Raw genomic sequence first — 23,701 nt, forward strand, 5'->3', positions numbered from 1 at the left:
TTAACTGGCGCTAGGCTTGCCATCACGACCTTGCAAATTACGATGCAAGATAGCGTGAAACTCTTCGGCGAAGTCTTCATATTTACCGAGTAAGCGAGACGCACTGTTAGATAAGCGGTTATAGAAGATAACAGCGGGAATAGCCGCGAAAAGCCCCATAGCGGTCGCAATGAGTGCCTCAGCGATCCAGGGTGCTACGGTTGCCAGTGTCGCTTGCTGGGTCATTGAAAGGGACTGGAAAGAGCCCATGATGCCCCAGACGGTACCAAACAAGCCGATATAGGGGCTGGCAGAGGCAACCGTTGCCAAAAACACCAGGTGTTGGGTCAGACGGTCTTCTTCGCGTGACCAGGCAACGCGCATGCTGCGCTGCACACCTTCAAGCACGGTGTCGGCATTGTGAGTTTTTGGCATTAGTCGGTTGAATTCACGAAATCCAGACTGAAAGATATGTTCGGCGCCATGGCGCGGGTCATCAGCTGGTATTTCTCGGTAAAGTTCGTTTAAGTCGACACCTGACCAAAACGACTCTTCGAATTGGTCGTATTCCCGCTTGGCACGGCGCAGCGCAATACTGCGCTGAAAAATCACCACCCAAGAGAGGACTGACCCCACCACCAGGAGTAGCATTACCAGCTGTACAACCGTGCTGGCATTCATAATCAGGTGCGGGATGGACATGGTGTTATCGTTCACAGGTGCCCTCTTCAATCAATGATTGTCGGTCAAGCCCGACAAGTAGTGGTCTCTAAATTACGAAACCGCAGTGTTAAGAAATCGACTGTTAAGAAATCGAATATTAAGAAATCGCTAACGTTTGTAGCTGGGACTGAAAAAAAGCGGGCCAGGCTTTGGGCCGCATCCGTTCAGCGCTCAAGCACGCTATCTCGACTGTCGCGCTGCAGAGGAGTTCCTCACCGCGCATTACAAACTGCTCAAACGTTACTCGGCATCGCCCTATATCAATGACGCGTGCGGTTATCTCAAGCGCTTCGTCCAGGCGAGCCGGTTTCGCATAGTGACAGGCTAAGCGATATACCACTAGCTGCGTGCCTTCGTCTAGTAACGTTTGCTGGTTGAGCCCTTGCTCGCGCAGCCACTCACTGCGCGCTCGCTCCATAAACTTCAAGTAGTTAACGTAGTAGACAATGCCACCAGCGTCAGTATCTTCCATATAAACACGTAGAGGCATTGAAAACGAAGTACTCATGGGCGACGCTCCCCTTCCATATCAACCGAGTGCTCGTTGGGAACGCGGTTAAAGTGCCGCCATGCCTGACGCGTAACGGTACGTCCGCGCGGCGTGCGCATCATCAACCCTTGTTGAATAAGATACGGCTCAATGACATCTTCTATCGTTGTGCGCTCCTCTCCAATGGCGGCCGAGAGGGAGTCGACGCCTACCGGTCCGCCTTCGAACTTATCGATCATCGCGAGCAGCAGCCGCCGGTCCATGTGATCCAGACCATAGTGATCCACATTGAGCATATTAAGCGCCGCATCCGCCAATGCCACGTCTACGGTGCCATCCCCTTTAATTTCTGCGTAGTCACGCACCCGGCGCAGCAAGCGATTGGCAATACGTGGCGTCCCTCGGGAGCGCCGGGCAACCTCAACCGCGCCTTCATGGTTGGTTTTTACACCCAACAGGCGAGCTGAACGGGTCACAATTTCAGTGAGTTCTTCGAGATTATAAAACTCAAGCCGCTGAACGATCCCGAACCGATCACGTAGCGGTGCTGTTAAAAGACCTGCGCGGGTCGTCGCCCCCACTAGCGTAAAACGCGGCAAGTCCAGCTTGATGGATCGCGCAGCGGGTCCTTCACCAATCATGATATCCAGCTGAAAGTCCTCCATGGCGGGATAAAGGACTTCTTCAACGGCGGGCGATAACCGATGGATCTCATCGATAAACAAGACATCGCCTGGCTCAAGGTTGGTCAGCATGGCAGCCAAGTCGCCTGCACGCTCCAATACGGGACCAGACGTTGACTTAAGCCCTACGCCCATTTCCGTTGCAATGATGTTGGCCAGGGTGGTTTTACCTAGCCCTGGTGGGCCAAATACAAGGGTATGGTCAAGGCTCTCTTCGCGTAATCGGGCTGCGCCAATAAATATCTCAAGCTGCTCGCGAACCCGTGGCTGGCCGATGTAATCATCCAGCCGCTTGGGACGAATGGCATAATCAATCCGCCCTTCTCCCTGTTCTGGTTCAGCCGCTATCAACCGATCATGTTCTAACATAGATGCTCTTTTTGAATATCTGGCGATCTGCTTGCACTGGGTGACGGCAAAACGGCGACCCCTATCAACCGCTCATTCGCCGTGTTAACGCTGCCTTGATCAAGGCCTCTGCCGATTGTTGTGGGTCAAGGTCTGAGAGCATTTTACTGGCTTCGGCTAGCTTGTAGCCCAGACTAACGAGTCCGGACTCGGCATCGGCCAGGTTATTACGGCTCGGTTGCCCATTGGCGCCTTCCAGGGCAAGCGGCGCGCCAGCACCTTGCTCCCATTCGGGAAAACGGTCACGCATTTCGATAATAAGTCGTTCGGCGGTTTTCTTGCCAACACCAGGCAGCTTGGTTAACGCCTTACTGTCATCGTCACGAACACAGCGCATGAAGGCGTCTTCATCCATTCCTGACAAGATCGCCAGCGCTAGCTTGGGGCCTACACCGTTGACTTTAATCAGTGCCCGAAAAAGAGCGCGTTCGTGCTGTCGCGCAAACCCGTACAGCAGGTGGGCATCATCACGAATGGTTAAATGAGTATACAGAGATGTGCTTTCGCCTAACGCAGGAAGCGAGACAAGCGTATTCATTGAAGTCTCAAGCTCATAACCCACGCCATGAACGTCAATAACGATCCAGGGCGGTTGTTTTTCCAGCAAATAGCCACTTAGACGTCCGATCATAAATACGCTCGCGATAGTAAAAACAGACGGTTACTATAATGCTACTCTGTACAAGTGACCAGTGATCGTTAGAGTCGCCAGCGCCCTGTAGAGGCGCGCCGCCCGCGCCCACGAGGCGTACTGGAAGCTGAATTGTTGGTATAAGCGTGGGTTAATGCGATGGCCAAGGCGTCTGCCGCGTCCGCTTGAGGTGTGGCAGACAGCGTTAAAAGCGCGGTCACCATGTGCTGAACCTGTTCTTTATCTGCGCCTCCCTGCCCGGTTACTGCTTCCTTGATACGCCGTGCGGCATATTCGGCGACGCTTAGCCCGTGGTTTGCCATACATACCAACGCAGCACCACGCGCTTGCCCCAGCTTTAGCGCTGAATCGACGTTTTTAGCCATAAAAACGCGCTCTATCGCAGTATCTGTGGGTTTGTACAAACCCACTACTTCGCTTAGTCCTGCGTATATTTGCGCCAAACGCTGCTCCAGCGGCCCTTCTGAGGTGCGAATGCAGCCGCTAGCAACATAGCCGGGTTTAACACCGACAAGATCAATAACACCATAGCCAGTAATTCGAGACCCAGGGTCGATGCCTAATATACGCACGGGTAACGCAGCGCCTGCTTTATCCATTAACGTTTATCCGCTCAAGGTTACAAATTCCACACCACAAAAAGCACTGATACAAAAACACCGACGCCGGGGCGTCGGTGTTTTTAGCCATTGTGCAACTCATCGCCGTTACATCAAATAGCGCCAGGCTTACTCGCTGGCTGCTTCAGGCTTGGCTTTTTGACGCAAGCGGATATTAAGGTCTTTCAACTGGTCTGGGCTAACCTCACCAGGTGCATCCGTCATTAAGCAAGCGGCGCTTTGCGTTTTCGGGAAGGCAATAACTTCACGAATGGTGTTGGCACCGACCATTAACATCACCAAGCGGTCCAGGCCAAAGGCCAAACCACCATGAGGCGGTGCACCGTACTGAAGTGCGTCCAGCAGGAAGCCAAACTTCTCTTGGGCTTCTTCCTCGCCAATACCCAGAATCTCAAACACCGTGCTTTGCATGTCTTGATTATGGATACGGATAGAGCCGCCACCCAGTTCGGTACCGTTGAGCACCATATCATAGGCGCGTGAAAGCGCTTTTGCCGGGTCAGCCTTGAGCTCCTCCGGCGAGCAGGACGGTGCGGTGAACGGGTGGTGCAACGGGCTTAAGCGACCATTGTCATCCGCCTCGAACATCGGGAAGTCGACCACCCACAGCGGTGCCCACGCTTGGGTGTACAGATCAAGATCAGCACCCAGCTTAACGCGCAGCGCGCCAATGGCTTCGTTAACGATGCGCGTTTTGTCAGCACCGAAGAAGATGATATCGCCATCTTCTGCGCCAAGACGATCAAGCAGCTCTTCAACGATGTTTTCCATGAACTTGACGATAGGCGACTGAAGCCCTTCAAGTCCTTTGGCACGCTCATTGACCTTGATCCAGGCCAACCCTTTCGCGCCGTAGATACCCACGAACTTGGTATATTCGTCGATTTCCTTACGCGAGAGCTTGGCACCGCCCGGTACTTTAAGCGCGGCTACTCGGCCATCATCGGCACTGGCGGGGCCAGAGAAAACCTTGAAATCGACCTGTTTCATCAGGTCGTCAACGTCGGTCAGTTCAAGCGGAATACGCAGATCCGGCTTGTCTGAACCAAAACGGTCCATAGCTTCTTGCCAGGTCATGCGCGGAAATTCTGACAGCTCAACGCTCAGTACTTCCTGGAAGAGCTGACGAATCATGTCTTCAGTGATGCCCATGATGTCGTTTTCTTCGACAAACGACGCTTCGATATCAATCTGAGTAAACTCAGGCTGACGGTCTGCGCGTAGGTCTTCGTCACGGAAGCACTTGGCAATTTGATAGTAACGGTCAAAGCCCGCCACCATCAGCAGCTGTTTAAAGAGCTGTGGCGACTGAGGCAGTGCAAAGAAGCTACCCGCATGCGTACGGCTAGGTACCAGGTAGTCTCGGGCACCTTCGGGCGTCGCGCGCGTTAGGATCGGCGTTTCGATATCCAGAAAGCCCTGATTCTCTAGGAACGCACGGACGTTATGCGAAATGCGCGAGCGCAGACGCAGTTTTTCGATCATGTCGGGGCGACGCAGATCAATATAGCGGTGCTTCAGGCGAACTTCTTCACCCACTTTGCCATGCTCATCAAGCTGGAACGGCGGTGTGGCCGCGGTGTTCAGCACTTCAACGTCTTTGGCTAGCACCTCAATCATGCCGGTGGGCATATTGGGGTTTTGGGTACCTTCTGGGCGCAGCCTAACGCGGCCGGTAATACGCAGAACATACTCACCGCGCGCACGATCGGCATTAGCAAATGCATCAGCAGTATCGGGGTCTACCACAAACTGAGCGATGCCATCACGGTCACGCATATCGAGAAAAATTACCCCGCCGTGGTCGCGACGACGGTGTACCCATCCGCAAACGGTGACCGTTTGATCTACCAATGTCTCGTTTAGCTGGCCGCAATAATGGCTGCGCATGTCAAATCCTGTTCTGTTTCGTGGCAAATAAGGTGTCTTGGGCCAACCAGGCCCTGACCGCTACAGTCAAACTGCAGAGGCTTTTGACGTGGAAGTAGTATCGCTTTTAGCACTGGTGTTAGCCGTTGTGCTTTTTGCATCAGCGACCAGGTTCTTTTTACTTCCCGTTTTAAAATCGGTTTCATACCAACCACCGCCCGCCAAGCGGAACCCTGCCGCGGATACAAGCCGCGCCAAGTCATTACGATTGCACTCAGGGCACTCTTTTAACGGATCTGCGCTGATTTTCTGTAATTTTTCCATGCGATGGCCGCAGGCCTTGCACTCATATTCATAGATAGGCATGTTGATAATTCCTGAAAGCTCAACGACGACAGAATATTGTCGAATATAAACGCAGCCAGCTGCGAATATGTAGCCTGTCGATATAAAATCCAAGGCTGCGGTTGATAAAGCGTCAATATTATACCCTTTTGTGCCCCCTGCCGAGCAAGGTTAACAAGCCTTGGCAGCAACTGGAGAGAATAAAATGCCTCATGCGGTCATGTTGGATGCGAAAAGTCTTGGGCCTCAAATAGATTTAAGCGCTATTCGCGGTGCGGTTACTCAACTGGATGTCTTCGATCAAAGTACAACGCAACAAGCTAAAGAGCGCTTGGCAAATGCTGACATCGCATTAGTAAATAAGGTGGTACTGGATGCGGAAACGTTAAAACAGCTGCCTTCGCTTCGCCTGATTTGTGTCATGGCTACTGGTCTAAATAATATCGACCTTGAGGCAGCAAAAGCACTTAATATCAGCGTTAAGAATGTCGCGGCATACGGCACGGCAAGCGTGTCGCAGCACACATTAATGCTGATACTTAACCTGGCAAACCGGCTACCTCTATACCAACAGGAAGTCGCCAAAGGTGTTTGGCAGCAAAGCGACTTTTTCTGCCTCCAGGACCACGTAACGCTACAGTTAGCGGGCAAGCGGCTGGTGATGGTGGGCCAGGGCGAACTGGGAACGGAAGTGGCGCGCTTGGCGGAGGCCTTTGGCCTTCAGGTGACCTTTACGGCACGCCCCGGTCATGAAGCTAACGACGCACGCCCTTCTCTCGATGACGTGCTGCCTGAAGCCGATATTATCAGCCTACACTGCCCGCTTAATGCTGATACGCAGCACCTTATTAACCAAGAGCGCTTGGCCAAGGCTAAACCGTCCCTTCTGCTCGTAAATTGCGCTCGCGGTGGCATTATTGATGAAGTAGCGGCGCTTGAGGCATTACGCCAAGGGCGTATCGGCGGGTTAGCGGTAGACGTGCTTCCTGTAGAGCCACCGAGGGAGGGGCATCCACTATTGGCAGCGCTGGATGAACCACTCAATCTGATTGTCACCCCGCACAATGCATGGGTAACGCCAGAAGCGCGCCAGAATATTATCGCCCTAACGGCGGATAATATTGCTCATTGGAAGCACACCAGGTAAGCCTAAAATAAATATTAGCCTAATGCGTCGTGAAAGCATCAGGAGCGTGGCATTGGGCTAATGCCTCATATTCGACATGGGTTACCTGCGCATTAGCAGGGCCTTGCCAAAGCCACTCTACCAGCATGTTCACACGCTGATGTTCGCCACACATGAGGACTTCCACCCGCCCATCCGCCAGATTTTTGGCATGACCGGTTACTCCCGCTGGTAACGCCTGCTTTTGCACGGCGCGGCGATACCCTACGCCCTGCACTTTTCCGGTGACCAAGGCTTTTATGCAACACGCTGACACTATTCGTCTCCTGCTATCCTGGGCGTAAACGCCTCTGTTTCCAAGACTTCCTGTCTAACCTGAACGGCACTGTTTCGCGGAATAAGCTTTCTGCCTCGACGTAGTAAAAGCGAGCGTGTAAAGGCGGCACCAAACAATAAAATAAGCGACGAGTAATACACCCATAGCAATACCATCACCACCGACCCGGCAGCACCGTATGTCGATGCCGTCGCGGTATAGGTGAGGTAAATCGCAATCACGGTGCGGCCGATAGTAAACAGTACGGCCGTGACAACAGCCCCGGTTAAGACATCCTGCCAACGCAGCACTACATCGGGCAACACTTTGAAAATAGCCGCAAATAGCAAGGTAACGACGCCAAGTGACACAAGAGAGTCCAATAGTGTCGTGGTATAGCCGGCGAGCGGGACAAGGTCACCTGCCATTTGCAGGATGCTTCGCAAAGCAATACTTAATACCAACGAAATTAATAGAATAAAACCAATGAGAAAGACAACCATTAACGATAAAAAGCGCGTTTTTATAAATACAAACAAGCTGTTACTGGCCGGCTTGGCGATCACTCCCCATATGGTGTTCAGTGAAAGCTGCATTTGCGCAAAGACGGTTGTTGCACCGACTAACAGAGCACAAACGCCTAACACAGAAGGCAATACACCAGACTCTTCGAACCGAGAGTGGATAACGGCCTCTTCAATCGCGGAGGCCACATCGGTACCCAGTGAGTCCTGCAGCTGGGCCACGATTTGACCCTGAGCAGCGTTTTCACCAAAGACAATACCGATAACCGCAACGGCAATAATGACAGTAGGGGCTAATGAAAAAAGCGTATAAAACGCTAATGAGCCCGCGAAGCTAAACGCATGACGCTCTAACCATAGCTTCGTTGCATCCTGGACCACCTTCCACCAAAAAGTGAGGGTGTCTTTAGTCATATTCAGTCCCTTGCGTCATTTATGGATGGCTTTATGTGCAATAGCTTAGCAGCATACCCAATACGGGTGCAGTACGTAGCCTTCGTCAGATTGCACCGCTGAACCGCTCTCTTCATAATGACGCTGTTATTTGACCAAATGTTAAAGGAAGCACCATGGCCCTTGATGCAACATGCTCTACGCCTGATTACACCTTTGATTGTTTGGTATTTATTGGGCGTTTTCAGCCTCCTCACTTAGGCCACTTAGCCGTTATCCGTGAAGCGCTTAATCAGGCACGTCAGGTCATTGTACTGGTAGGCTCTGCATGGCAGGCGCGCTCGCTGAGAAACCCATGGCGCTTTGATGAACGCCAGGCAATGATTCGTTCCGGGTTTGATGATGCTGATAACCAGCGGTTAGAAATCACGCCGCTGCTGGATGCTCTTTACAACGATGATGTTTGGGTAAGAGATGTACAGCGAAAGGTACGAGACTTAGCCGCACCGGCTAATATTCGTTTACCACGCATTGGTTTGATCGGTGCAAGCCGTGGTCAGTCAAGCTACTACTTGTCTCTGTTTCCGCAGTGGGAATCCGTCAGCGTTCCGCTGATTGAAGGCATTTCAGCCAGCCAGATTCGTGAACGACTGTTTCGATCGCCAAGCGCTTCAGACGATTATTTGAGCACGGGGGCTTATCATGACCTGCCGCCCGGCGTGGTCAGTCGCGTTAGCGAATTTTGTCGCGAAAGCGCCTATCAACAATTACTGGAAGAGCAACGACTACTGGACCAGTACCATCAAGCCTGGTCACATGCTCCCTACCCACCTATTTTTGTTACCGTGAATGCGGTGGTTGTGCAATCCGGGCATGTACTTCTGGTGCGCCGTAATTCAGCACCCGGTAAAGGGTTGTTTGCGCTGCCTGGCGGATTCATTAACCCTCATGAGCGACTGCTGGATGCGTGCTTGCGGGAGCTCAGGGAACGGCTGCGCTTGAAAGTACCAGAACCCGTTCTAAAAGGATCATTACGTGGGCAGCGCCTTTTTGATGAGCCGCACCGGAGCTGGCGGGGGCGCACGCTAGCGGAAGCTTTCTACTTTGCGCTACGCCCAGACCAACAGCTGCCACGTTTAAAACCCGTTAAAGGTGGTGATCATGCACGGTGGGTGGCACTGGCTGATTTAGAGCCAGACAGCCTATTCGAAGATCATTTTTTTATTATTCAAAACTTTCTTGGCCTGCCTGCTGACTTCGGCACGTCAACGTAACCCATTACGCTTGTAAAAAATCACGTGGCAGCTTCATCATTTGACGCCAAAGCTTCTCAACGCCTGGTTTGTGTACCAACGAGCAGCGATAAAGGCGAATTTCGAGCGGTATGTCCCAACTTTCATCACCGGCCCTGACCAAGCGCCCACTTTTGAGCTCTTCACGAATACAAAAATCAGGGATCCATGCCGCTCCAATACCTTGAAGCACCATGCCTTTTAATCCTTCTGCCATGGCGGTTTCATAAACCGTACGTAATTTCATACGCAGAGGGTCATTCTTTAATAGCATTCGTACACTGCGTCCTAAAAAAGCGCCCTGGGTATAGGCCAGGTAGGGAATTGAGGCCTCTTGCTGTAGCGAAAAACAGGGTTTCCCCGTTTCGTCGGGTAGCGAGACGGGCAGCATATTGACCTTGCCTATCGAGAAGGACGGGAAAACCTCGGCATCCAACTGCATAGTGGCAAAGGGGTCATAATAGGCCAGCATGAGATCGCAATTACCTTCACGCAGCACGTGGATCGCTTCGCCTACATTCATGGCGACCAAACGCGTTGGCAGCTCCCCAAGGCCTTTCTGAAGGCGTGAAATCCAAGGGGGGAAAAAGCTTAATGCCAATGAGTGGGCGGCCACAATATCAAGTGCTTCATTGGCAATCGACAAGCCACGCAAATGACTTAATGACTCGTTAAGCTGTTCAACGAGGTTTCGCGCCGTCACCAGAAACAACTGCCCTTCTGATGTAAGCCCTACGGGGGTTGTTGAGCGGTCAACAAGGGTTACGCCAATGGCTTGTTCCAGTGCTCGAATGCGGCGGCTAAAAGCAGGTTGAGTAACATGACGCTGGCGGGCAGACGCTGAAAAGCTGCGTGTATTCGCAAGTGCGACAAAATCTTCTAGCCATTTTGTTTCAAGATTCACCCAACACTCCTTTGCCGATTATTGCTATTGGACAGGCGACATTAAATACGCCGCCCGTGATACTACTTTTTTCCATAATGGACGCTGTTGAATTTCATCAATTGTGATACGCCGACAATCATTAAAGTCTTTCACCAACATGGTGTGCACTTCGGCGGCAAATATGGTGTCAGGAATATACGCTGTAATTTCAAAATTTAAGCGAAATGAACGGTTATCCAAGTTTACCGTACCTACGGTGGCGGCATCATTATCAATCAGAATTACTTTTTGGTGTAGAAAGCCGGGTTGATAACGGTATATTTTAACGCCTGCTTTTAACATATCAGCCAAAAAAGCAAAGGCCGAGAGAAATACCAGCAGGTGGTCTGGCCGCTCGGGAATCATCACTCGTACGTCAATTCCCCGCATAGCAGCCAAGCGTAGCGCATCCTGAACGCCTTGGTCGGGTACAAAATAGGGGCTGGTGACCCATAGTCGATGCGTTGCACTATGAATCAATTGCTGAATCAACAGGCTGGCGGTGTCCTGTTTGTCCGCGGGGCCTGAAGGGACAATAACAACATTCTGATCAATATTAGGGTGGCTTTCCGCCTGCCAATTCAAGCTGGTGACCTCCCCCGTTGCCCAGTGCCAATCTTCCCAAAAAGCTTCTTGTAGCCCCAATACGCTGGGCCCTTCCAGTACCAGGTGCGTATCTCGCCAAGGCCCATGGCGTGGGTCCTGGCCCAGATATTCAACCCCCACATTAAAGCCCCCTAACCAACCCCGCTTACCATCGATAACAGCTACCTTGCGATGGTTACGAAAATTGAGCTGAAAGCGATGTTTAAAGCCTCTTGAGGAGCGAAACGGGCTGACTTCTACGCCTTCTGCGGCCAGTTCCCGAAGATAGCCCTCATTGAGTTTGCGACTACCAATTTCATCGTAAAGAAAATACACCCGCACCCCGCGGCGTACGGCACCCAGCAAGTGCTGTTGAAGACGGCGGCCCAGCGCATCATCTCGCACTATAAAAAACTGCAGCAGTAAATAGTGCTCTGCTTCATCAATACCGTTAAACAAGCTATTGAACGTGGCGTCACCATCAATAAGCAACTCAGCGCTATTGCCCCGAGTGAGAGGCATCATGGCCAACTGCTCTACTGCTTGTGTATCAGAATTAGAAAACGGAACTAAATAAGGTAAGGAGCTTTCCTGGTAGCGAGCAAGCACACGCCTTAACACGCTATCGCGCTCCCCACGGGCCATTACGTATCCATAAAAGCGCGGCCGACCAAAGAACCAATAGGCCGGTAAGGCGATATAAGGAAAGGTAAGAAGAGAGATAATCCACGCGACGGCACCTTGTGATGTCCGGCTAGACATTAGCGCCATGATCGCCGACATCACCCCTAACAGGTGTATCAGCATAATGCTTGTCCCTAGCAGCCAAGAGACCATACCTACATCTCCATTAAACGTATGGATATTTCAAACAGGGTATCGCTATGGTTCTCAATGCACAGAAGCCCCGTATGAACGGGGCTTCTGTAATTTAATCACTCCACAGCACAGACCGCCTTATGCCGTTTGAGCAATAATCTCCTTCCATTTGGCCGGTCCGGTTTGATGAACCGAAGTGCCTTGGCTATCAACCGCTACGGTGACCGGCATATCTTCTACTTCAAACTCATAGATGGCTTCCATCCCCAGGTCCTCAAAACCGACGACCCGGGATTTTTTAATTGCCTGAGCGACCAGGTAAGCCGAGCCACCCACCGCCATCAAGTAGACAGCCTCGTTATCGCGGATTGCATCTATGGCTACTTGACCACGTTCCGCTTTACCGACCATACCCAAAAGCCCGGTTTCTTCGAGCATGGTGCGCGTGAATTTATCCATCCGTGTCGCCGTTGTGGGCCCTGCTGGCCCCACCACTTCGTCACGTACCGGATCAACTGGGCCAACGTAATAGATAAACCGGCCTTTCATATCAACAGGCAGTGGCTCGCCTTTCGCCAGCATATCCACCATGCGCTTATGAGCAGCATCTCGACCGGTCAGTAGTTTGCCATTCAGTAACAGCGTATCACCGGGCTGCCAGGTTTTAACTTCTTCGGGTGTTACGGTATCCAGATTAACGCGCTTCACGTTATCACCCATTTCACGGGTAATTTCTGGCCAGTCTTCCAGCTTCGGCGGGTCAAGCGCTGCAGGGCCTGAGCCATCCAGCGTGAAATGCGCATGGCGAGTTGCCGCACAGTTAGGAATGATCGCAACCGGCTTATTCGCTGCGTGGGTCGGGTAATCTTTTACTTTAATATCCAGCACCGTGGTAAGGCCACCGAGACCCTGAGCGCCAATACCACTTTTATTGACCTTATCAAAAAGCTCTAACCGTAGTTCTTCAGCGCGGTTGCTCGGGCCACGTGCTTGCAGGTCCTGAATATCAATAGGGTCAAGCAGTGCCTCTTTTGCGATCTGCATCGCTTTTTCAGCCGTACCGCCAATCCCAATACCCAACATGCCCGGCGGGCACCACCCTGCCCCCATTTTGGGAAGCTGCTCCATGACCCAATCGACAACGCTGTCAGAGGGGTTGAGCATCGCGAACTTGGATTTCGCTTCACTACCGCCGCCTTTTGCCGCAACGTGAATGTCGACCTTATCACCAGGCACCAGCTTGTGGTGGATAATAGCAGGCGTATTATCCTTGGTGTTTTGGCGCTTCCCGTCCGGGTCTGCCAGTACGGATGCACGCAGCACGTTATCGGGCAGCTGGTAAGCGCGGCGAACACCTTCGTTGACCATGTCGTCCAGGCTCATATCCGCGTCCCAGGTAACGTTCATGCCTACATGAACGAAGACGGTAACAATACCCGTGTCCTGGCATATAGGCCGATGGCCAGTGGCGCACATTCTTGAGTTAATCAAAATCTGCGCGATAGCATCCTTTGCAGCCGGGTTTTGTTCCCGTTTATATGCTGCATCCATGGCATCAATAAAATCTTTAGGATGATAGTAAGAGATATACTGCAGAGCATCGGCAACGCTTTGTATCACGTCGTCCTGGCGAATCACGGTCATGGAGTAACAGCTCCTTGGTTTTCGTCTTGTCTACGGCTACTTTAACGAAGGTGGAAATAGCCGTTTAAGCGTGCAAGCAGTATACCGTATTGATCCCCAAGCGGCAGCTTCTACGATTTCTTAACTACCATTGAATGAGTTTGATAGTGATGTTTTGACAATCCAAACAAGATAACGGTATAAATTTTTTTATTATGCGCTCGGCTGCCCGGCGGATTTCGGGGCCTTCTGGCATATCTCTATCCTAGCGCCAGCTGTTTTTCTTTCATTTGATGCAGTTGATCGCGCAGGCGCGCTGCTTCTTCAAACTCCAGATTCTGCGCTGCCTCAAACATTGCGTCTTCCAGCTTGCTGATAGCGGCTAACAAATCATGCGCCCCCATGCTGGCGATATCGTAATCACCGGCACCTTCTGCCACCTTACGCTCGGACCCACGCTTGCGGCTGCTCTTTTTGCCGGGGGTTTGCGCAGCTTCCAGAATATCTGCCACGGAGCGCGTCACGGTGGTTGGCGTAATACCATGCTTTTCATTGTGCGCTTGCTGTTTGGCTCGACGACGCTCTGTCTCATCAATCGCTTTGCGCATGGAGTCGGTGATGCGATCACCGTACAAAATGGCTTTACCGTGGGCGTTACGTGCCGCGCGTCCAATGGTCTGAATTAGCGAGCGCTCTGCACGCAGGAAGCCTTCCTTGTCAGCATCTAGAATCGCCACCAACGAAACTTCTGGAATATCCAACCCCTCGCGCAGCAGGTTAATACCTACCAACACATCAAACTTGCCCAGGCGCAGATCACGAATAATTTCTACCCGCTCGACTGTATCGATATCGGAGTGCAAATAGCGAACACGTACCCCATGCTCATCAAAGTATTCTGTTAAATCTTCAGCCATACGCTTGGTAAGCGTTGTCACCAGTACGCGCTCACCGACAGCAGTACGCAAGCCGATCTCGGAAAGCAGATCGTCCACCTGGGTGCTGGCCGGGCGAACTTCAATTTCAGGATCCAGCAGCCCCGTAGGACGCACAACCTGTTCAACGACTTGACCGGCATGCTCGGCCTCGTATTTACCCGGGGTTGCCGAAACAAAAATAGCTTGAGGAACAATGGATTCCCACTCCTCGAATTTCATGGGACGGTTATCCAACGCCGAAGGCAAGCGGAAACCATACTCTACCAACGTCTCTTTACGTGAACGGTCACCCTTATACATACCGCCCACCTGAGGCACGCTGACGTGAGACTCATCAATAAACAGCAGCGCGTCGTCAGGCAGGTAGTCAAAAAACGTGGGCGGCGGCTCGCCAGGCGCACGCCCGGATAAGTAGCGTGAGTAGTTCTCGATACCGTTGCAGTAACCCAGCTCCAGCATCATCTCGATATCGTAAAGCGTACGCTGTTCAAGGCGCTGCGCTTCTACCAAGCGTTCATGCTTGCGCATCCATTCAAGGCGCTCTTTTAACTCATTTTTTATTGAGTCAATCGCGCCTAAAATGGTTTCACGCGGCGTCACATAGTGGGACTTGGGGTAAATTGTCATACGCGGGACCTGGCCCCGTATGTCCCCGGTTAGCGGATCAAAAATTCGAATAGAGTCAATTTCGTTATCAAACAGCTCAACCCTCACCGCATCTTCATCAGAATCAGCAGGAAAAATATCAATAACATCCCCGCGCACGCGGTACGTACCTCGGCGGAAGTCCATGTCATTACGGGTGTATTGAAGCTCCGCCAAACGACGCAAAAAGGCACGCTGATCAATCAACTCGCCGCGGGTAAAGTGCAGACGCATTTTTAAATACTGGTCGGGGTCACCCAACCCGTAAATAGCAGAAACGGAAACAACGATGAGCGCATCACGACGTTCAAGCAACGCCTTGGTTGCCGAGAGACGCATCTGTTCAATATGGTCATTGATAGAGGCATCTTTTTCGATAAACGTATCCGATGATGGTACGTAGGCTTCGGGCTGATAGTAGTCATAATACGAAACAAAGTACTCGACAGCATTATCCGGAAAGAAGGACTTAAACTCTCCATAAAGCTGAGCCGCGAGGGTTTTGTTAGGTGCCATCACAATGGTCGGGCGCTGAAGCTGCTCAACCACATTCGCCATGGTGAATGTTTTGCCCGACCCGGTTACACCCAGCAGCGTTTGATGGGCAAGTCCTGACTCCAGGCCACTTACCAAGTCTTTTATCGCATTTGGCTGGTCACCGGCAGGCTTAAATTTCGACTGTAACCGAAACTCTTTGCTCATCATTGCTCCTGAATGAAAAGTTAAATAACGTGCGTAGTGATATCGACAGTTGCCTGCGTCATCAGGCGCTGGATGGGGCAGCGATGGCTGATCTCTTCCAGGCGTGCCCGCTGTTCCGGGTCGCTGATCCCATGCAGTGTTAACGCTACATTCAATTTATAAGTTCCATGCGCCTCCTCACTGTCGTCCCGCTGCACCGTGACAGTAATCGCGGTAAGCGGCCACTTCTTGCGCTTGGCATACATCTGCACCGTAATGGCCTTACACGTTCCCAGAGAAATATCGAAATAGTCGTGAGGGTCGGGCGCACTGCCTTCGCCTCCAACCAGAGTGGGAACATCGGCATACAGGGCCTCCAGGCTATCGACCTCAATACGCTGGCGAAATACATGGTTACGCTGGCTGATTACCGTAATAGGCGGATGCATCAGGATACTTTCACTCCCAGTTTGAGCTTCTCTACAGCGTTGATCAGTGCCTCACGTTTAACACGGCCATCCACATCTGCGCCGTGGCGACCTACCTCTGCACTATCAACCCCCTCCAACATCATCAACGCCGTGGTAATCTTGTTAACTTGATCCGCGTTTTTTACGCCTTGAAACGTTAACGATTGCTGTGTCATTACGCTACCCTCCTCACTTAACCTTATGCAAAACTGATACAACAGAAAGATTCTAGCACGCTATTCCACCTTGCAATTAGTATCATTAGCCCACAGGTTGAGAAGCGCGGCGTCCTAATCCTACTTTCAGCGATCAGCTACTCATCAGGAGTCTATATGGCAACGGTTATCCCCTCTACTGCGATCACCGACAATGTGCGCCTTCATCACTTGGCAGCGCTGGATGTAACAGGGGCAGATGCTGAAAAATTTCTGCAGGGCCAAACAAGCGCTCAGGTAAGTTTAGCGGATGGCGAGTTTGCCCCTCTTACGTGTTTTTGCACGCCCAAAGGAAGAATGCTCGCCAATGGTCAGCTGCTGCGCCTTAACGCTGAACACTTTAGACTTATCCTTAGTGTTTCTCTTGCCGACTCGCTGGCAACCCATTTAAAAAAATTTGCCGCGTTTTATCGGGCTGAATTGATCCATAACACGAACATCACGTTTATTGGCGCCAGCAAAGCAGCAGACACCTTAGCTGAGTCACTGGGATTAACCCTTCCTGAACAGCCATACGCACAAAGCGTTAATGAACAATCAAGCGTTGTACGCGTGGCCGGGGAAATGCCTCGCTGGCTGTTTTGCACGACTGAGACAACGACAGTGGCATCCTCTCAACAGGTGGTGGACGACGAAGCCCAGCAGGCTGCCTGGCAACTTGCCGACATTCGCAGCGGAATTGCCTGGCTCTCAGAGGCTCAGCAGGATCAATTTCTGCCTCAAATGCTGAACTGGGAAGCACTAGGGGGCATTAGCTTTAAAAAGGGCTGCTACACAGGACAGGAAGTGGTAGCCCGAGCACACTTTCGTGGACAAGTTAAAAAACGCTTGGTTCACGCTGAACTGACATCGACAACGCTACCCGAGACAGGCGCCAGCATAAAAACCGAGCTGGATAAAGCCATGGGCGAGGTCGTTGCAAGCGTAAGGCGCGATAATGATAGTGTGGAGCTGTTGGCGGTGATGAATACCAAGGCGACAGAAGAAGCGATACCGCTTTACTGGGAGGGCAACGCAATCACCCTACTGCCGCTACCCTACGCTATTGAACGGCTTGACCCTGAACAGCTGGCGGCCACGTTAAAGGGCCAGGCTTACAAGGGCTAAGCTCACTCGTTTAAGAATCCTGAAAAGCCTGAAGCTTAAACAACCGGGCGGCATTGGCACTGCTATGTGCCGCCACCTCTTCTTCTGTTTGGTTGCGCAGCGTGGCCACGACGCGACATACGTGAGCAACACATTGGGGTTCGTTACGCTCACCCTGATGGCCGCTAAGGGGCATATCAGGGCTATCTGTTTCCAGTACAAAGCCATCATTGGGTAATGCCGCTACCGTTCGCCGCAGCCGCTGAGCACGCTCATACGTCACTCCGCCGCCAATCCCGAGTACAAACCCTACGTCTAAAAATTTTTGGGCTTGCTCTATAGAGCCTGAGAAGGCGTGAATCAGCCCCGCTTGGGGAAGCGCTAACTGGCGCAGTCGTTTACTGACCTTGTCATTGGCCTGCACACAGTGAACCACGACAGGGAGCTTGTATTGCTTGGCCAAACGCAGCTGATCATCGAAAAGGCGCCACTGCGACTCCCAGGAATCTGTAAAGCGTGCATCAATACCGCACTCCCCAACCGCTGCCACCTGTGGATTTGAATACAGCGCCTGCTCCAGCGCAAGGATATCCTCATCGCGCTGGTGCTGTTCCATAAAATAGGGGTGGAGGCCTAGGCACACACTAACATCACTGCGCTCGCCAAGCGCCAGCACCTGTTGCCAACGCTTCCGAGTAGTGCCAGGCACAATGAAATGAGAGACACCGGCCGTGTGTGCTGCTGCAAAAACAGCACCGCGGTCCTGATCAAACTCGCTAAAGTCCAGATGACAATGGGCATCGATTAGCACTGCCGGGCCTCCCTGTTGATATACCACGCAAGCCCCTCCCTGGGCTTGCCAACCTTTGCTTATCTTAAAGAGTAGCTAACTTAATGCTCTCGAGTGGGCTGGAAGCGAATATCGGGCCAGCGCTCCTGGGTCATTTGTAAATTAACCCGAGTAGGTGCGATGTAGGTTAAGTAACCGCCTCCATCAATAGCCAAATTCGTGCTGGCTTTACGCTTAAACTCTTCGAGCATTTTGGCATCGTCGCAATATACCCAACGGGCCGTTTGTACGTTCACCCCCTCATACAGACAATCGACCTTGTACTCCTCCTTTAGCCGATGGGCGACCACGTCAAACTGCAAGGTGCCCACCGCCCCGAGGATTAGATCGTTGTTATCCATAGGCATGAAGACCTGAGTAGCGCCCTCTTCGGAAAGCTGCTGCAAGCCCTTCTGAAGCGCTTTCATTTTCAGCGGGTCTTTCAGGCGAACTCGCTTGAAAAGCTCAGGCGCGAAGTGAGGAATACCGGTAAAACGCATATCCTCGCCGACGGTAAAGGTATCCCCGATTTGGATCGTGCCATGGTTATGCAAGCCAATGATGTCACCCGGCCAGGCTTCTTCTACATGGGAGCGATCAGATGCCATAAACGTCAACGCATCGGCAATTTTGACATCCTTGCCAATACGTACATGGCGCATCTTCATGTTCTTCTCATATTTGCCGGAGCAAACACGTAAAAAAGCGATACGGTCACGATGATTAGGATCCATATTGGCTTGGATCTTAAATACAAACCCGGTGAAACGCTCGTCGTGAGCGGTTACTTCACGCAGGTCAGTTTTATGCGGCTGAGGGGCAGGCGCATACTCGACGAAGCCGTCCAGCATCTCGCGTACACCAAAGTTCCCCATCGCAGTACCGAAGTAGACGGGCGTAAGCTCACCTCTCCGATAAGCCTCAAGATCAAACGTGTGCGAAGCGCCCCGCACCAGCTCGACTTCCATACGCAGCTCTTCGGCCTGCTCTTCGCCCAGAACGGCATCAACTTCAGGGCTATCCAAGCCCTCGATGCGCTTGTCTTCCGGAATATGGCTGCCTTGGCCCTGAGTATAAAGGTGGATAACATCATTGTAGAGGTGGTAGACACCCTTGAAATGACGCCCCATACCAACAGGCCATGTCATGGGCGCGCACTGAATATTTAAAACGGTCTCGACTTCGTCCATCACCTCAATAGGGTCACGGATATCACGGTCCATTTTGTTAATAAAGGTCAGGATGGGCGTGGCACGTAAACGACACACCTCCATCAATTTGATGGTCCGATCTTCGACACCCTTGGCGCCATCAATCACCATCAAAGCGGAGTCAACGGCGGTCAGCGTTCGGTAGGTATCTTCCGAGAAGTCTTCGTGCCCTGGCGTATCCAGCAAGTTCACAACACGGCCGCCATAGGGGAACTGCATAACGGAGGTCGTCACCGAGATCCCCCGCTCCTGCTCCATCTTCATCCAGTCAGACGTCGCGTGTCGGTCATTACGCTTACTTTTCACCGAGCCTGCCAGCTGAATAGCATTCCCAAACAGCAGCATTTTTTCGGTGATGGTTGTTTTACCCGCATCCGGGTGCGAAATGATAGCGAATGTGCGGCGCAGATCCGCTTCCTGGGCTAACTGAGTGTCTTTCATCTTGCCTCTACAGAAATTAGTACTCAGCAACGTAACGCGACTCTGGCTGAGTGATTCAGAATTGGGCGAGATTGTAACGTTATGACCGTTTTAGCGCCATGTTCATTGAAACCTGCGCCTTGAACCCCTTGGGGGAAGACACATGATGGATGCTGGGAATTTTTAAGGGCTACTACTAAGGGCTACTACAAGGTGTCCGCGCAAGCGAGGCCTGCAAAATCACTTTTGAGCTCAATAAAAAAACGCCGAACGGGTCGGCGCTTTAAAATGCTAGCTGATAGTGGTCGCGGGCAACGTTCTAAGCGTAGGTATTAACCTGCGTACCCACACTACCTTCTTGAGCAAGATTGGGTTCAGCGCCCATATCCGCTGACGCCATGATTTCCGTGACCTGTTGAGCCTGAATATCCAATGCGTCTTTGAATATCTGCATTTGGGCCTGTTCAGCAGTTTGCGCTTGATTCATATAAAGCGCTGTACTCACCGTATTGCTTATAGATACATCCATAAAGCCCGCCCTCAGAAGTCAAACGTCAAATCAGCTTAGCAAATAACCGGACAACCTACAAAGCGGCGTGGCGATTTAGAACCGCTCAGCTCGAAAGGGTGACATATCAATTTCTGTCGGCTTGCCTTCGATTATGTCAGCCAATAGCTGACCTGTCGCTGGACCAAGGGTAAACCCTTGGTGCCCGTGCCCAAATGCTAACCATAACCCAGGATGGCGTGGTGCCGGACCAATAATCGGCTTCATATCAGGCAAACAGGGGCGCGCGCCCTTCCAGGCGGCCGCATCATGGCGCTTGCCAAGCGGAAAAATAGTCCTGGCCACTTTTTCCGCCGCTTCCAGCTGATGCTCATCAGCGGGCGACTCTATTCGATCAAGCTCAGCACCGGTCGTCAGACGCACTCCTGCGTTCATGGGCGCCAGCAAATAGCCAACTTCAGCATCCATTAACCAGTAATTCAACTTGGCTGGCGCTTGGGCAGCATAGTGCATGTGATAGCCACGCTTAACAAAGGTAGGAAAATGATAGCCCAGCCCTTTCATCCATTCGCCAGACCATGGTCCCAAGGCAACCACCACGTCATCAGCGTCAAGGGTTTGCGTTTCAGTAACGATCCGCCAGCGCTCGCCTGCTTGCTCAACTTTTTGAATATCCGCCTGAAGAAGTTTGCCCCCGTTGTCCATAAAATCTTGCGCATAGGCGGCCACCAAGGCACCCGGATCGGCCACCGTCCAAGGGTCCAGCCAATGAATAGCGCCAATAATATCCTTACCTAAATTCGGCTCTTTGCTTTCAACGCCCGCACGATCCAGCACGTTAAACTGCACCCCGTAATGCTCACGAGCTTCTTCGGCCTCATTAATACGTTTTGCCAAGCGCGACTGCGTGCGGTAAATCTCTAACCACCCTTCACGGCGCACCAAGTGCTCGGCGCCAGCAGCTTCAATCATCGGGCCGTGCGTCTTTAAGCACAATTGGATAAGAGAAGCCCACTCAGGAATGATTTTTTTATAGCGGCCTGACGAAGAGTTATGCCAATAGCTTAACAGGGGTGAAGCGGCATTCAGCATGCCTGCCGGGCGATAACGAATATCCACGCGCTTGTTAGGCAGCACACTTAAAATGGTTTTCATATCACGAGGGAATGCATAAGGACGCACCGCTTCTCGCTGAATGATGCCCGCATTACCAAACGACGTTTCCCGACCAGGCTGGCGTCTGTCCACCAAGGTGACCTGGTGCCCGCGACGCTGTAAATGCCATGCAATACTGACACCCACCATGCCTGCCCCTAGCACTACCGTTTGTCGCGTCATCTTGTATTCTCCTCAGCGCTAATACCTACGTTTAATACAGGCGAAAACAACGCCAGCAACTGATTGAAAAATATCACTAAACAAAGGACACTTGCACAGCTTAAATAGCTTTTTTCAAGGCTTTTTACAGCAATTAACGCTATAAAAATATCACTAGCAGACAACTCCACTGCTTTAGAGCTTTGCAGGCGGACAAAGCCACAAAAACAGCTTAAGCAGCAATTAAATGCAGGGTGCATGAAGAGCAAGCACAGCCAGGGAAGCAGTAAGGAAGCATGACGAATAAAACAAGCTGTCTTTAAACAGACATTACAACATGCAGGAAGGGATATGAAAGAAAAATGCAGGGATCAAAAACAAAAAAACCACAATTAAGTGGTATCAGATATGAAGAGAAGATATTAAATAAGCAATACGAATGGGGTGGATGATGGGTTTCGAACCCACGACCACCGGAGTCACAATCCGGGGCTCTACCACTGAGCTACATCCACCACAACCTAAAACTGTAGCCGCATATTACTATCGAATGGGGTGGATGATGGGGTTCGAACCCACGACCACCGGAGTCACAATCCGGGGCTCTACCACTGAGCTACACCCACCATTGATAGCACTAACGTACTTAAACTTTCCTAACCGGCAAATGACCATCGAACAGCATTACTAATGGCACGCCCAGCAGGACTTGAACCCGCAACCTACGGCTTAGAAGGCCGTTGCTCTATCCGGTTGAGCTATGGGCGCACATAAAGCATCCCAAAAAACACTGAACGCCAATGAGCACTTGACCACAACCAAACTTGGAAAAGCAAAGTAACGCCTTTCGCGTTAAGTGTGGTCGGGATGGAGGGATTCGAACCCCCGACATCCTGCTCCCAAAGCAGGCGCGCTACCAGACTGCGCTACATCCCGATTTATCACCTTTGACGCTTACCGCGCTGCTCGTCTCAAGCGAGGCATATATTACTATTTTTAAAATTAAAGTCAACACTTAACGCGATTGATTGTGTAGAAGCTTTGCCTGGCCGCTTGGGCATGCGAAAATTACTCCCTATAGTAAATGCTCAAGCAAGCGTGCTTTTGCATCAGCGCTCCAACCTCCATAGGATCTTTGTAAATGACCGCCCAACTTATCGATGGAAAAGCCATCGCTGCTCATGTCCGTCAACGCGTTGCCGAGAAGATAGCCAAACGTCAGCAAGTAGGCGCTCGTGCACCAGGACTAGCCGTTGTTGTGGTCGGTGAAGACCCGGCGTCTCACGTCTATGTTAGTAATAAACATCGAGCCTGCGAACAAGCGGGCATCCTATCGTTTCAGCATGCCCTCCCCGCCGCTACCACGCAGCAAGCGTTGGAAGCATTGGTTGACCAGCTTAATGACGATGCAAGCATAGACGGCATCCTGGTTCAGCTACCGCTTCCAGCTCACCTGGACGCCAACCCCATTCTGGAGCGCATTAAGCCCGACAAAGATGTCGATGGTTTTCACCCCTACAATCTTGGCCGGCTTGCTCAGCGGTTGCCGGCTCTACGCCCCTGCACACCCAAAGGGGTCATGACCATGCTGGCAGAAAGCGGCCTGTCGGTGCGTGGCTTAAACGCCACTATCGTTGGCGCTTCTAACATCGTAGGCCGTCCAATGGCGCTGGAACTGATGCTGGCAGGCGCGACCATCACTGTATGCCATCGCTTTACCCAGGGTTTGCAGGCCCATGTTAACCGTGCCGACCTGGTGGTCGTGGCTGTCGGCAAACCTGGCATTGTTAAAGGAGAGTGGATTAAGGAAGGTGCCATTGTGATTGATGTTGGTATTAACCGTCAGGAAGATGGCTCGCTGGTGGGAGATGTTGATTTTGCAGCCGCGGCCGAGCGGGCCAGCTTTATCACCCCCGTTCCGGGTGGCGTAGGCCCCATGACCGTTGCCACTTTGCTTGAAAATACGCTTGAAGCGGCTGAGCATCACGACGCCAACGCTTAGGCTTACT

General features: G+C 51.8%; 23 protein-coding genes and 4 tRNA genes. 4 read left to right on the plus strand and 23 right to left on the minus strand.

Annotated elements, in window-relative coordinates; genetic code table 11:
- The 7 genes from tolQ to ACT3T6_RS08400 all read right to left on the minus strand — a co-directional run bounded on the left by tolQ (position 1) and on the right by ACT3T6_RS08400 (position 5,790).
- Positions 1 to 696 carry a protein TolQ gene (gene tolQ / locus ACT3T6_RS08370; RefSeq protein ID WP_172116608.1) on the minus strand — a complete coding sequence of 232 codons (696 nt, stop codon included), beginning with the start codon at positions 694 to 696 and terminating at the stop codon, positions 1 to 3.
- A 103-nt stretch (positions 697 to 799) separates the two neighbouring features.
- Positions 800 to 1,210: a tol-pal system-associated acyl-CoA thioesterase gene (gene ybgC, locus ACT3T6_RS08375; RefSeq protein ID WP_172116607.1), complete on the minus strand. Its 411-nt coding sequence runs from the start codon at positions 1,208 to 1,210 to the stop codon at positions 800 to 802.
- A complete protein-coding gene (gene ruvB / locus ACT3T6_RS08380) occupies positions 1,207 to 2,244 on the minus strand; it encodes a Holliday junction branch migration DNA helicase RuvB (protein ID WP_172116606.1) in 1,038 nt (345 codons plus the stop codon). Before ruvB ends, ybgC begins: the two co-directional genes overlap by 4 nt.
- A 64-nt stretch (positions 2,245 to 2,308) precedes the next feature.
- Positions 2,309 to 2,914: a Holliday junction branch migration protein RuvA gene (gene ruvA, locus ACT3T6_RS08385; protein WP_193053540.1), complete on the minus strand. Its 606-nt coding sequence runs from the start codon at positions 2,912 to 2,914 to the stop codon at positions 2,309 to 2,311.
- A 68-nt stretch (positions 2,915 to 2,982) separates the two neighbouring features.
- Positions 2,983 to 3,534 (minus strand): crossover junction endodeoxyribonuclease RuvC, encoded by a 552-nt coding sequence (gene ruvC / locus ACT3T6_RS08390; protein ID WP_193053539.1) that lies wholly within the window; start codon positions 3,532 to 3,534, stop codon positions 2,983 to 2,985.
- 129 nt (positions 3,535 to 3,663) lie between these two features.
- On the minus strand, positions 3,664 to 5,445 hold the full coding sequence (gene aspS, locus ACT3T6_RS08395; RefSeq protein ID WP_172116603.1) for an aspartate--tRNA ligase: 1,782 nt from the start codon (positions 5,443 to 5,445) through the stop codon (positions 3,664 to 3,666).
- 66 nt (positions 5,446 to 5,511) lie between these two features.
- On the minus strand, positions 5,512 to 5,790 hold the full coding sequence (locus ACT3T6_RS08400) for an FmdB family zinc ribbon protein (RefSeq protein WP_193053538.1): 279 nt from the start codon (positions 5,788 to 5,790) through the stop codon (positions 5,512 to 5,514).
- A 184-nt stretch (positions 5,791 to 5,974) separates the two neighbouring features.
- On the opposite strand from ACT3T6_RS08400, the gene ACT3T6_RS08405 reads away from it, so the two are divergent.
- A complete protein-coding gene (locus ACT3T6_RS08405) occupies positions 5,975 to 6,916 on the plus strand; it encodes a D-2-hydroxyacid dehydrogenase (protein WP_193053537.1) in 942 nt (313 codons plus the stop codon).
- Positions 6,917 to 6,935: 19 nt separating this feature from the next.
- On the opposite strand, the gene yccX is transcribed toward ACT3T6_RS08405, so the two are convergent.
- Both yccX and ACT3T6_RS08415 read right to left on the minus strand, forming a co-directional pair.
- The gene (yccX, locus tag ACT3T6_RS08410) at positions 6,936 to 7,211 is read right to left on the minus strand and encodes an acylphosphatase (RefSeq protein WP_193053536.1); all 276 of its coding nucleotides are present in this window, start codon (positions 7,209 to 7,211) and stop codon (positions 6,936 to 6,938) included.
- Complete coding sequence (locus ACT3T6_RS08415) at positions 7,211 to 8,149, minus strand: YihY/virulence factor BrkB family protein (RefSeq protein ID WP_172116599.1); 939 nt, start codon at positions 8,147 to 8,149, stop codon at positions 7,211 to 7,213. Before ACT3T6_RS08415 ends, yccX begins: the two co-directional genes overlap by 1 nt.
- Before the next feature lie 155 nt (positions 8,150 to 8,304).
- Here ACT3T6_RS08415 and ACT3T6_RS08420 point away from each other — a divergent pair, with 155 nt between their 5' ends.
- Positions 8,305 to 9,402 carry a bifunctional nicotinamide-nucleotide adenylyltransferase/Nudix hydroxylase gene (locus ACT3T6_RS08420; protein WP_193053535.1) on the plus strand — a complete coding sequence of 366 codons (1,098 nt, stop codon included), beginning with the start codon at positions 8,305 to 8,307 and terminating at the stop codon, positions 9,400 to 9,402.
- Between the two features lie 4 nt (positions 9,403 to 9,406).
- Here the strand turns inward: ACT3T6_RS08420 and ACT3T6_RS08425 are convergent, their stop codons facing one another.
- The 6 genes from ACT3T6_RS08425 to ACT3T6_RS08450 all read right to left on the minus strand — a co-directional run bounded on the left by ACT3T6_RS08425 (position 9,407) and on the right by ACT3T6_RS08450 (position 16,282).
- Positions 9,407 to 10,324 carry a LysR substrate-binding domain-containing protein gene (locus ACT3T6_RS08425; protein WP_087105473.1) on the minus strand — a complete coding sequence of 306 codons (918 nt, stop codon included), beginning with the start codon at positions 10,322 to 10,324 and terminating at the stop codon, positions 9,407 to 9,409.
- A 24-nt stretch (positions 10,325 to 10,348) separates the two neighbouring features.
- A complete protein-coding gene (gene cls, locus ACT3T6_RS08430; RefSeq protein WP_193053534.1) occupies positions 10,349 to 11,767 on the minus strand; it encodes a cardiolipin synthase in 1,419 nt (472 codons plus the stop codon).
- Between the two features lie 120 nt (positions 11,768 to 11,887).
- Complete coding sequence (locus tag ACT3T6_RS08435) at positions 11,888 to 13,393, minus strand: fumarate hydratase (protein WP_172116596.1); 1,506 nt, start codon at positions 13,391 to 13,393, stop codon at positions 11,888 to 11,890.
- 239 nt (positions 13,394 to 13,632) lie between these two features.
- Complete coding sequence (gene uvrB / locus ACT3T6_RS08440; protein ID WP_193053533.1) at positions 13,633 to 15,657, minus strand: excinuclease ABC subunit UvrB; 2,025 nt, start codon at positions 15,655 to 15,657, stop codon at positions 13,633 to 13,635.
- 20 nt (positions 15,658 to 15,677) lie between these two features.
- Positions 15,678 to 16,085, minus strand: a complete 408-nt coding sequence (locus ACT3T6_RS08445; RefSeq protein WP_192526950.1) for an OsmC family protein — start codon at positions 16,083 to 16,085, stop codon at positions 15,678 to 15,680.
- A complete protein-coding gene (locus tag ACT3T6_RS08450) occupies positions 16,085 to 16,282 on the minus strand; it encodes a hypothetical protein (RefSeq protein ID WP_193053532.1) in 198 nt (65 codons plus the stop codon). Before ACT3T6_RS08450 ends, ACT3T6_RS08445 begins: the two co-directional genes overlap by 1 nt.
- A gap of 156 nt (positions 16,283 to 16,438) precedes the next feature.
- Here ACT3T6_RS08450 and ygfZ point away from each other — a divergent pair, with 156 nt between their 5' ends.
- Positions 16,439 to 17,428, plus strand: a complete 990-nt coding sequence (gene ygfZ, locus ACT3T6_RS08455) for a CAF17-like 4Fe-4S cluster assembly/insertion protein YgfZ (protein ID WP_193053531.1) — start codon at positions 16,439 to 16,441, stop codon at positions 17,426 to 17,428.
- A 10-nt stretch (positions 17,429 to 17,438) separates the two neighbouring features.
- Here the strand turns inward: ygfZ and ACT3T6_RS08460 are convergent, their stop codons facing one another.
- The 8 genes from ACT3T6_RS08460 to ACT3T6_RS08495 form a co-directional block, all read right to left on the minus strand.
- The gene (locus tag ACT3T6_RS08460; protein ID WP_193053588.1) at positions 17,439 to 18,218 is read right to left on the minus strand and encodes a TatD family hydrolase; all 780 of its coding nucleotides are present in this window, start codon (positions 18,216 to 18,218) and stop codon (positions 17,439 to 17,441) included.
- Positions 18,219 to 18,298: 80 nt separating this feature from the next.
- Positions 18,299 to 19,888, minus strand: a complete 1,590-nt coding sequence (locus ACT3T6_RS08465) for a peptide chain release factor 3 (protein ID WP_193053530.1) — start codon at positions 19,886 to 19,888, stop codon at positions 18,299 to 18,301.
- Between the two features lie 298 nt (positions 19,889 to 20,186).
- Entirely contained in the window at positions 20,187 to 20,396 is a 210-nt protein-coding gene (locus tag ACT3T6_RS08470; protein WP_193053529.1) for a putative motility protein, read from the minus strand.
- A 75-nt stretch (positions 20,397 to 20,471) separates the two neighbouring features.
- On the minus strand, positions 20,472 to 21,713 hold the full coding sequence (locus ACT3T6_RS08475; protein ID WP_193053528.1) for an NAD(P)/FAD-dependent oxidoreductase: 1,242 nt from the start codon (positions 21,711 to 21,713) through the stop codon (positions 20,472 to 20,474).
- A 419-nt stretch (positions 21,714 to 22,132) separates the two neighbouring features.
- Positions 22,133 to 22,207, minus strand: a tRNA-His gene (locus tag ACT3T6_RS08480).
- A gap of 36 nt (positions 22,208 to 22,243) precedes the next feature.
- Positions 22,244 to 22,318: transfer RNA gene (locus ACT3T6_RS08485), tRNA-His, on the minus strand.
- A gap of 65 nt (positions 22,319 to 22,383) precedes the next feature.
- Positions 22,384 to 22,460: transfer RNA gene (locus ACT3T6_RS08490), tRNA-Arg, on the minus strand.
- Between the two features lie 91 nt (positions 22,461 to 22,551).
- Positions 22,552 to 22,628: transfer RNA gene (locus tag ACT3T6_RS08495), tRNA-Pro, on the minus strand.
- A 205-nt stretch (positions 22,629 to 22,833) separates the two neighbouring features.
- Between ACT3T6_RS08495 and folD the strand changes: the two genes are divergently transcribed.
- Positions 22,834 to 23,694, plus strand: a complete 861-nt coding sequence (gene folD / locus ACT3T6_RS08500) for a bifunctional methylenetetrahydrofolate dehydrogenase/methenyltetrahydrofolate cyclohydrolase FolD (protein WP_193053527.1) — start codon at positions 22,834 to 22,836, stop codon at positions 23,692 to 23,694.
- Positions 23,695 to 23,701: the final 7 nt, after the last annotated feature.

The organism is Halomonas sp. 72, assembly GCF_052379785.1.
GTDB lineage: Bacteria > Pseudomonadota > Gammaproteobacteria > Pseudomonadales > Halomonadaceae > Vreelandella > Vreelandella citrativorans.

Excerpts from the sequence above, each read along its gene's own strand:
- ybgC (WP_172116607.1), bottom strand. The coding sequence starts at position 1,210 with ATGAGTACTTCGTTTTCAATGCCTCTACGTGTTTATATGGAAGATACT.
- ruvB (WP_172116606.1), bottom strand. The coding sequence starts at position 2,244 with ATGTTAGAACATGATCGGTTGATAGCGGCTGAACCAGAACAGGGAGAA.
- ruvA (WP_193053540.1), bottom strand. The coding sequence starts at position 2,914 with ATGATCGGACGTCTAAGTGGCTATTTGCTGGAAAAACAACCGCCCTGG.
- ruvC (WP_193053539.1), bottom strand. The coding sequence starts at position 3,534 with ATGGATAAAGCAGGCGCTGCGTTACCCGTGCGTATATTAGGCATCGAC.
- aspS (WP_172116603.1), bottom strand. The coding sequence starts at position 5,445 with ATGCGCAGCCATTATTGCGGCCAGCTAAACGAGACATTGGTAGATCAA.
- ACT3T6_RS08400 (WP_193053538.1), bottom strand. The coding sequence starts at position 5,790 with ATGCCTATCTATGAATATGAGTGCAAGGCCTGCGGCCATCGCATGGAA.
- ACT3T6_RS08405 (WP_193053537.1), top strand. The coding sequence starts at position 5,975 with ATGCCTCATGCGGTCATGTTGGATGCGAAAAGTCTTGGGCCTCAAATA.
- ACT3T6_RS08415 (WP_172116599.1), bottom strand. The coding sequence starts at position 8,149 with ATGACTAAAGACACCCTCACTTTTTGGTGGAAGGTGGTCCAGGATGCA.
- ACT3T6_RS08420 (WP_193053535.1), top strand. The coding sequence starts at position 8,305 with ATGGCCCTTGATGCAACATGCTCTACGCCTGATTACACCTTTGATTGT.
- cls (WP_193053534.1), bottom strand. The coding sequence starts at position 11,767 with ATGGTCTCTTGGCTGCTAGGGACAAGCATTATGCTGATACACCTGTTA.
- ACT3T6_RS08435 (WP_172116596.1), bottom strand. The coding sequence starts at position 13,393 with ATGACCGTGATTCGCCAGGACGACGTGATACAAAGCGTTGCCGATGCT.
- uvrB (WP_193053533.1), bottom strand. The coding sequence starts at position 15,657 with ATGAGCAAAGAGTTTCGGTTACAGTCGAAATTTAAGCCTGCCGGTGAC.
- ACT3T6_RS08445 (WP_192526950.1), bottom strand. The coding sequence starts at position 16,085 with ATGCATCCGCCTATTACGGTAATCAGCCAGCGTAACCATGTATTTCGC.
- ACT3T6_RS08450 (WP_193053532.1), bottom strand. The coding sequence starts at position 16,282 with ATGACACAGCAATCGTTAACGTTTCAAGGCGTAAAAAACGCGGATCAA.
- ygfZ (WP_193053531.1), top strand. The coding sequence starts at position 16,439 with ATGGCAACGGTTATCCCCTCTACTGCGATCACCGACAATGTGCGCCTT.
- ACT3T6_RS08465 (WP_193053530.1), bottom strand. The coding sequence starts at position 19,888 with ATGAAAGACACTCAGTTAGCCCAGGAAGCGGATCTGCGCCGCACATTC.
- ACT3T6_RS08470 (WP_193053529.1), bottom strand. The coding sequence starts at position 20,396 with ATGGATGTATCTATAAGCAATACGGTGAGTACAGCGCTTTATATGAAT.
- ACT3T6_RS08475 (WP_193053528.1), bottom strand. The coding sequence starts at position 21,713 with ATGACGCGACAAACGGTAGTGCTAGGGGCAGGCATGGTGGGTGTCAGT.
- folD (WP_193053527.1), top strand. The coding sequence starts at position 22,834 with ATGACCGCCCAACTTATCGATGGAAAAGCCATCGCTGCTCATGTCCGT.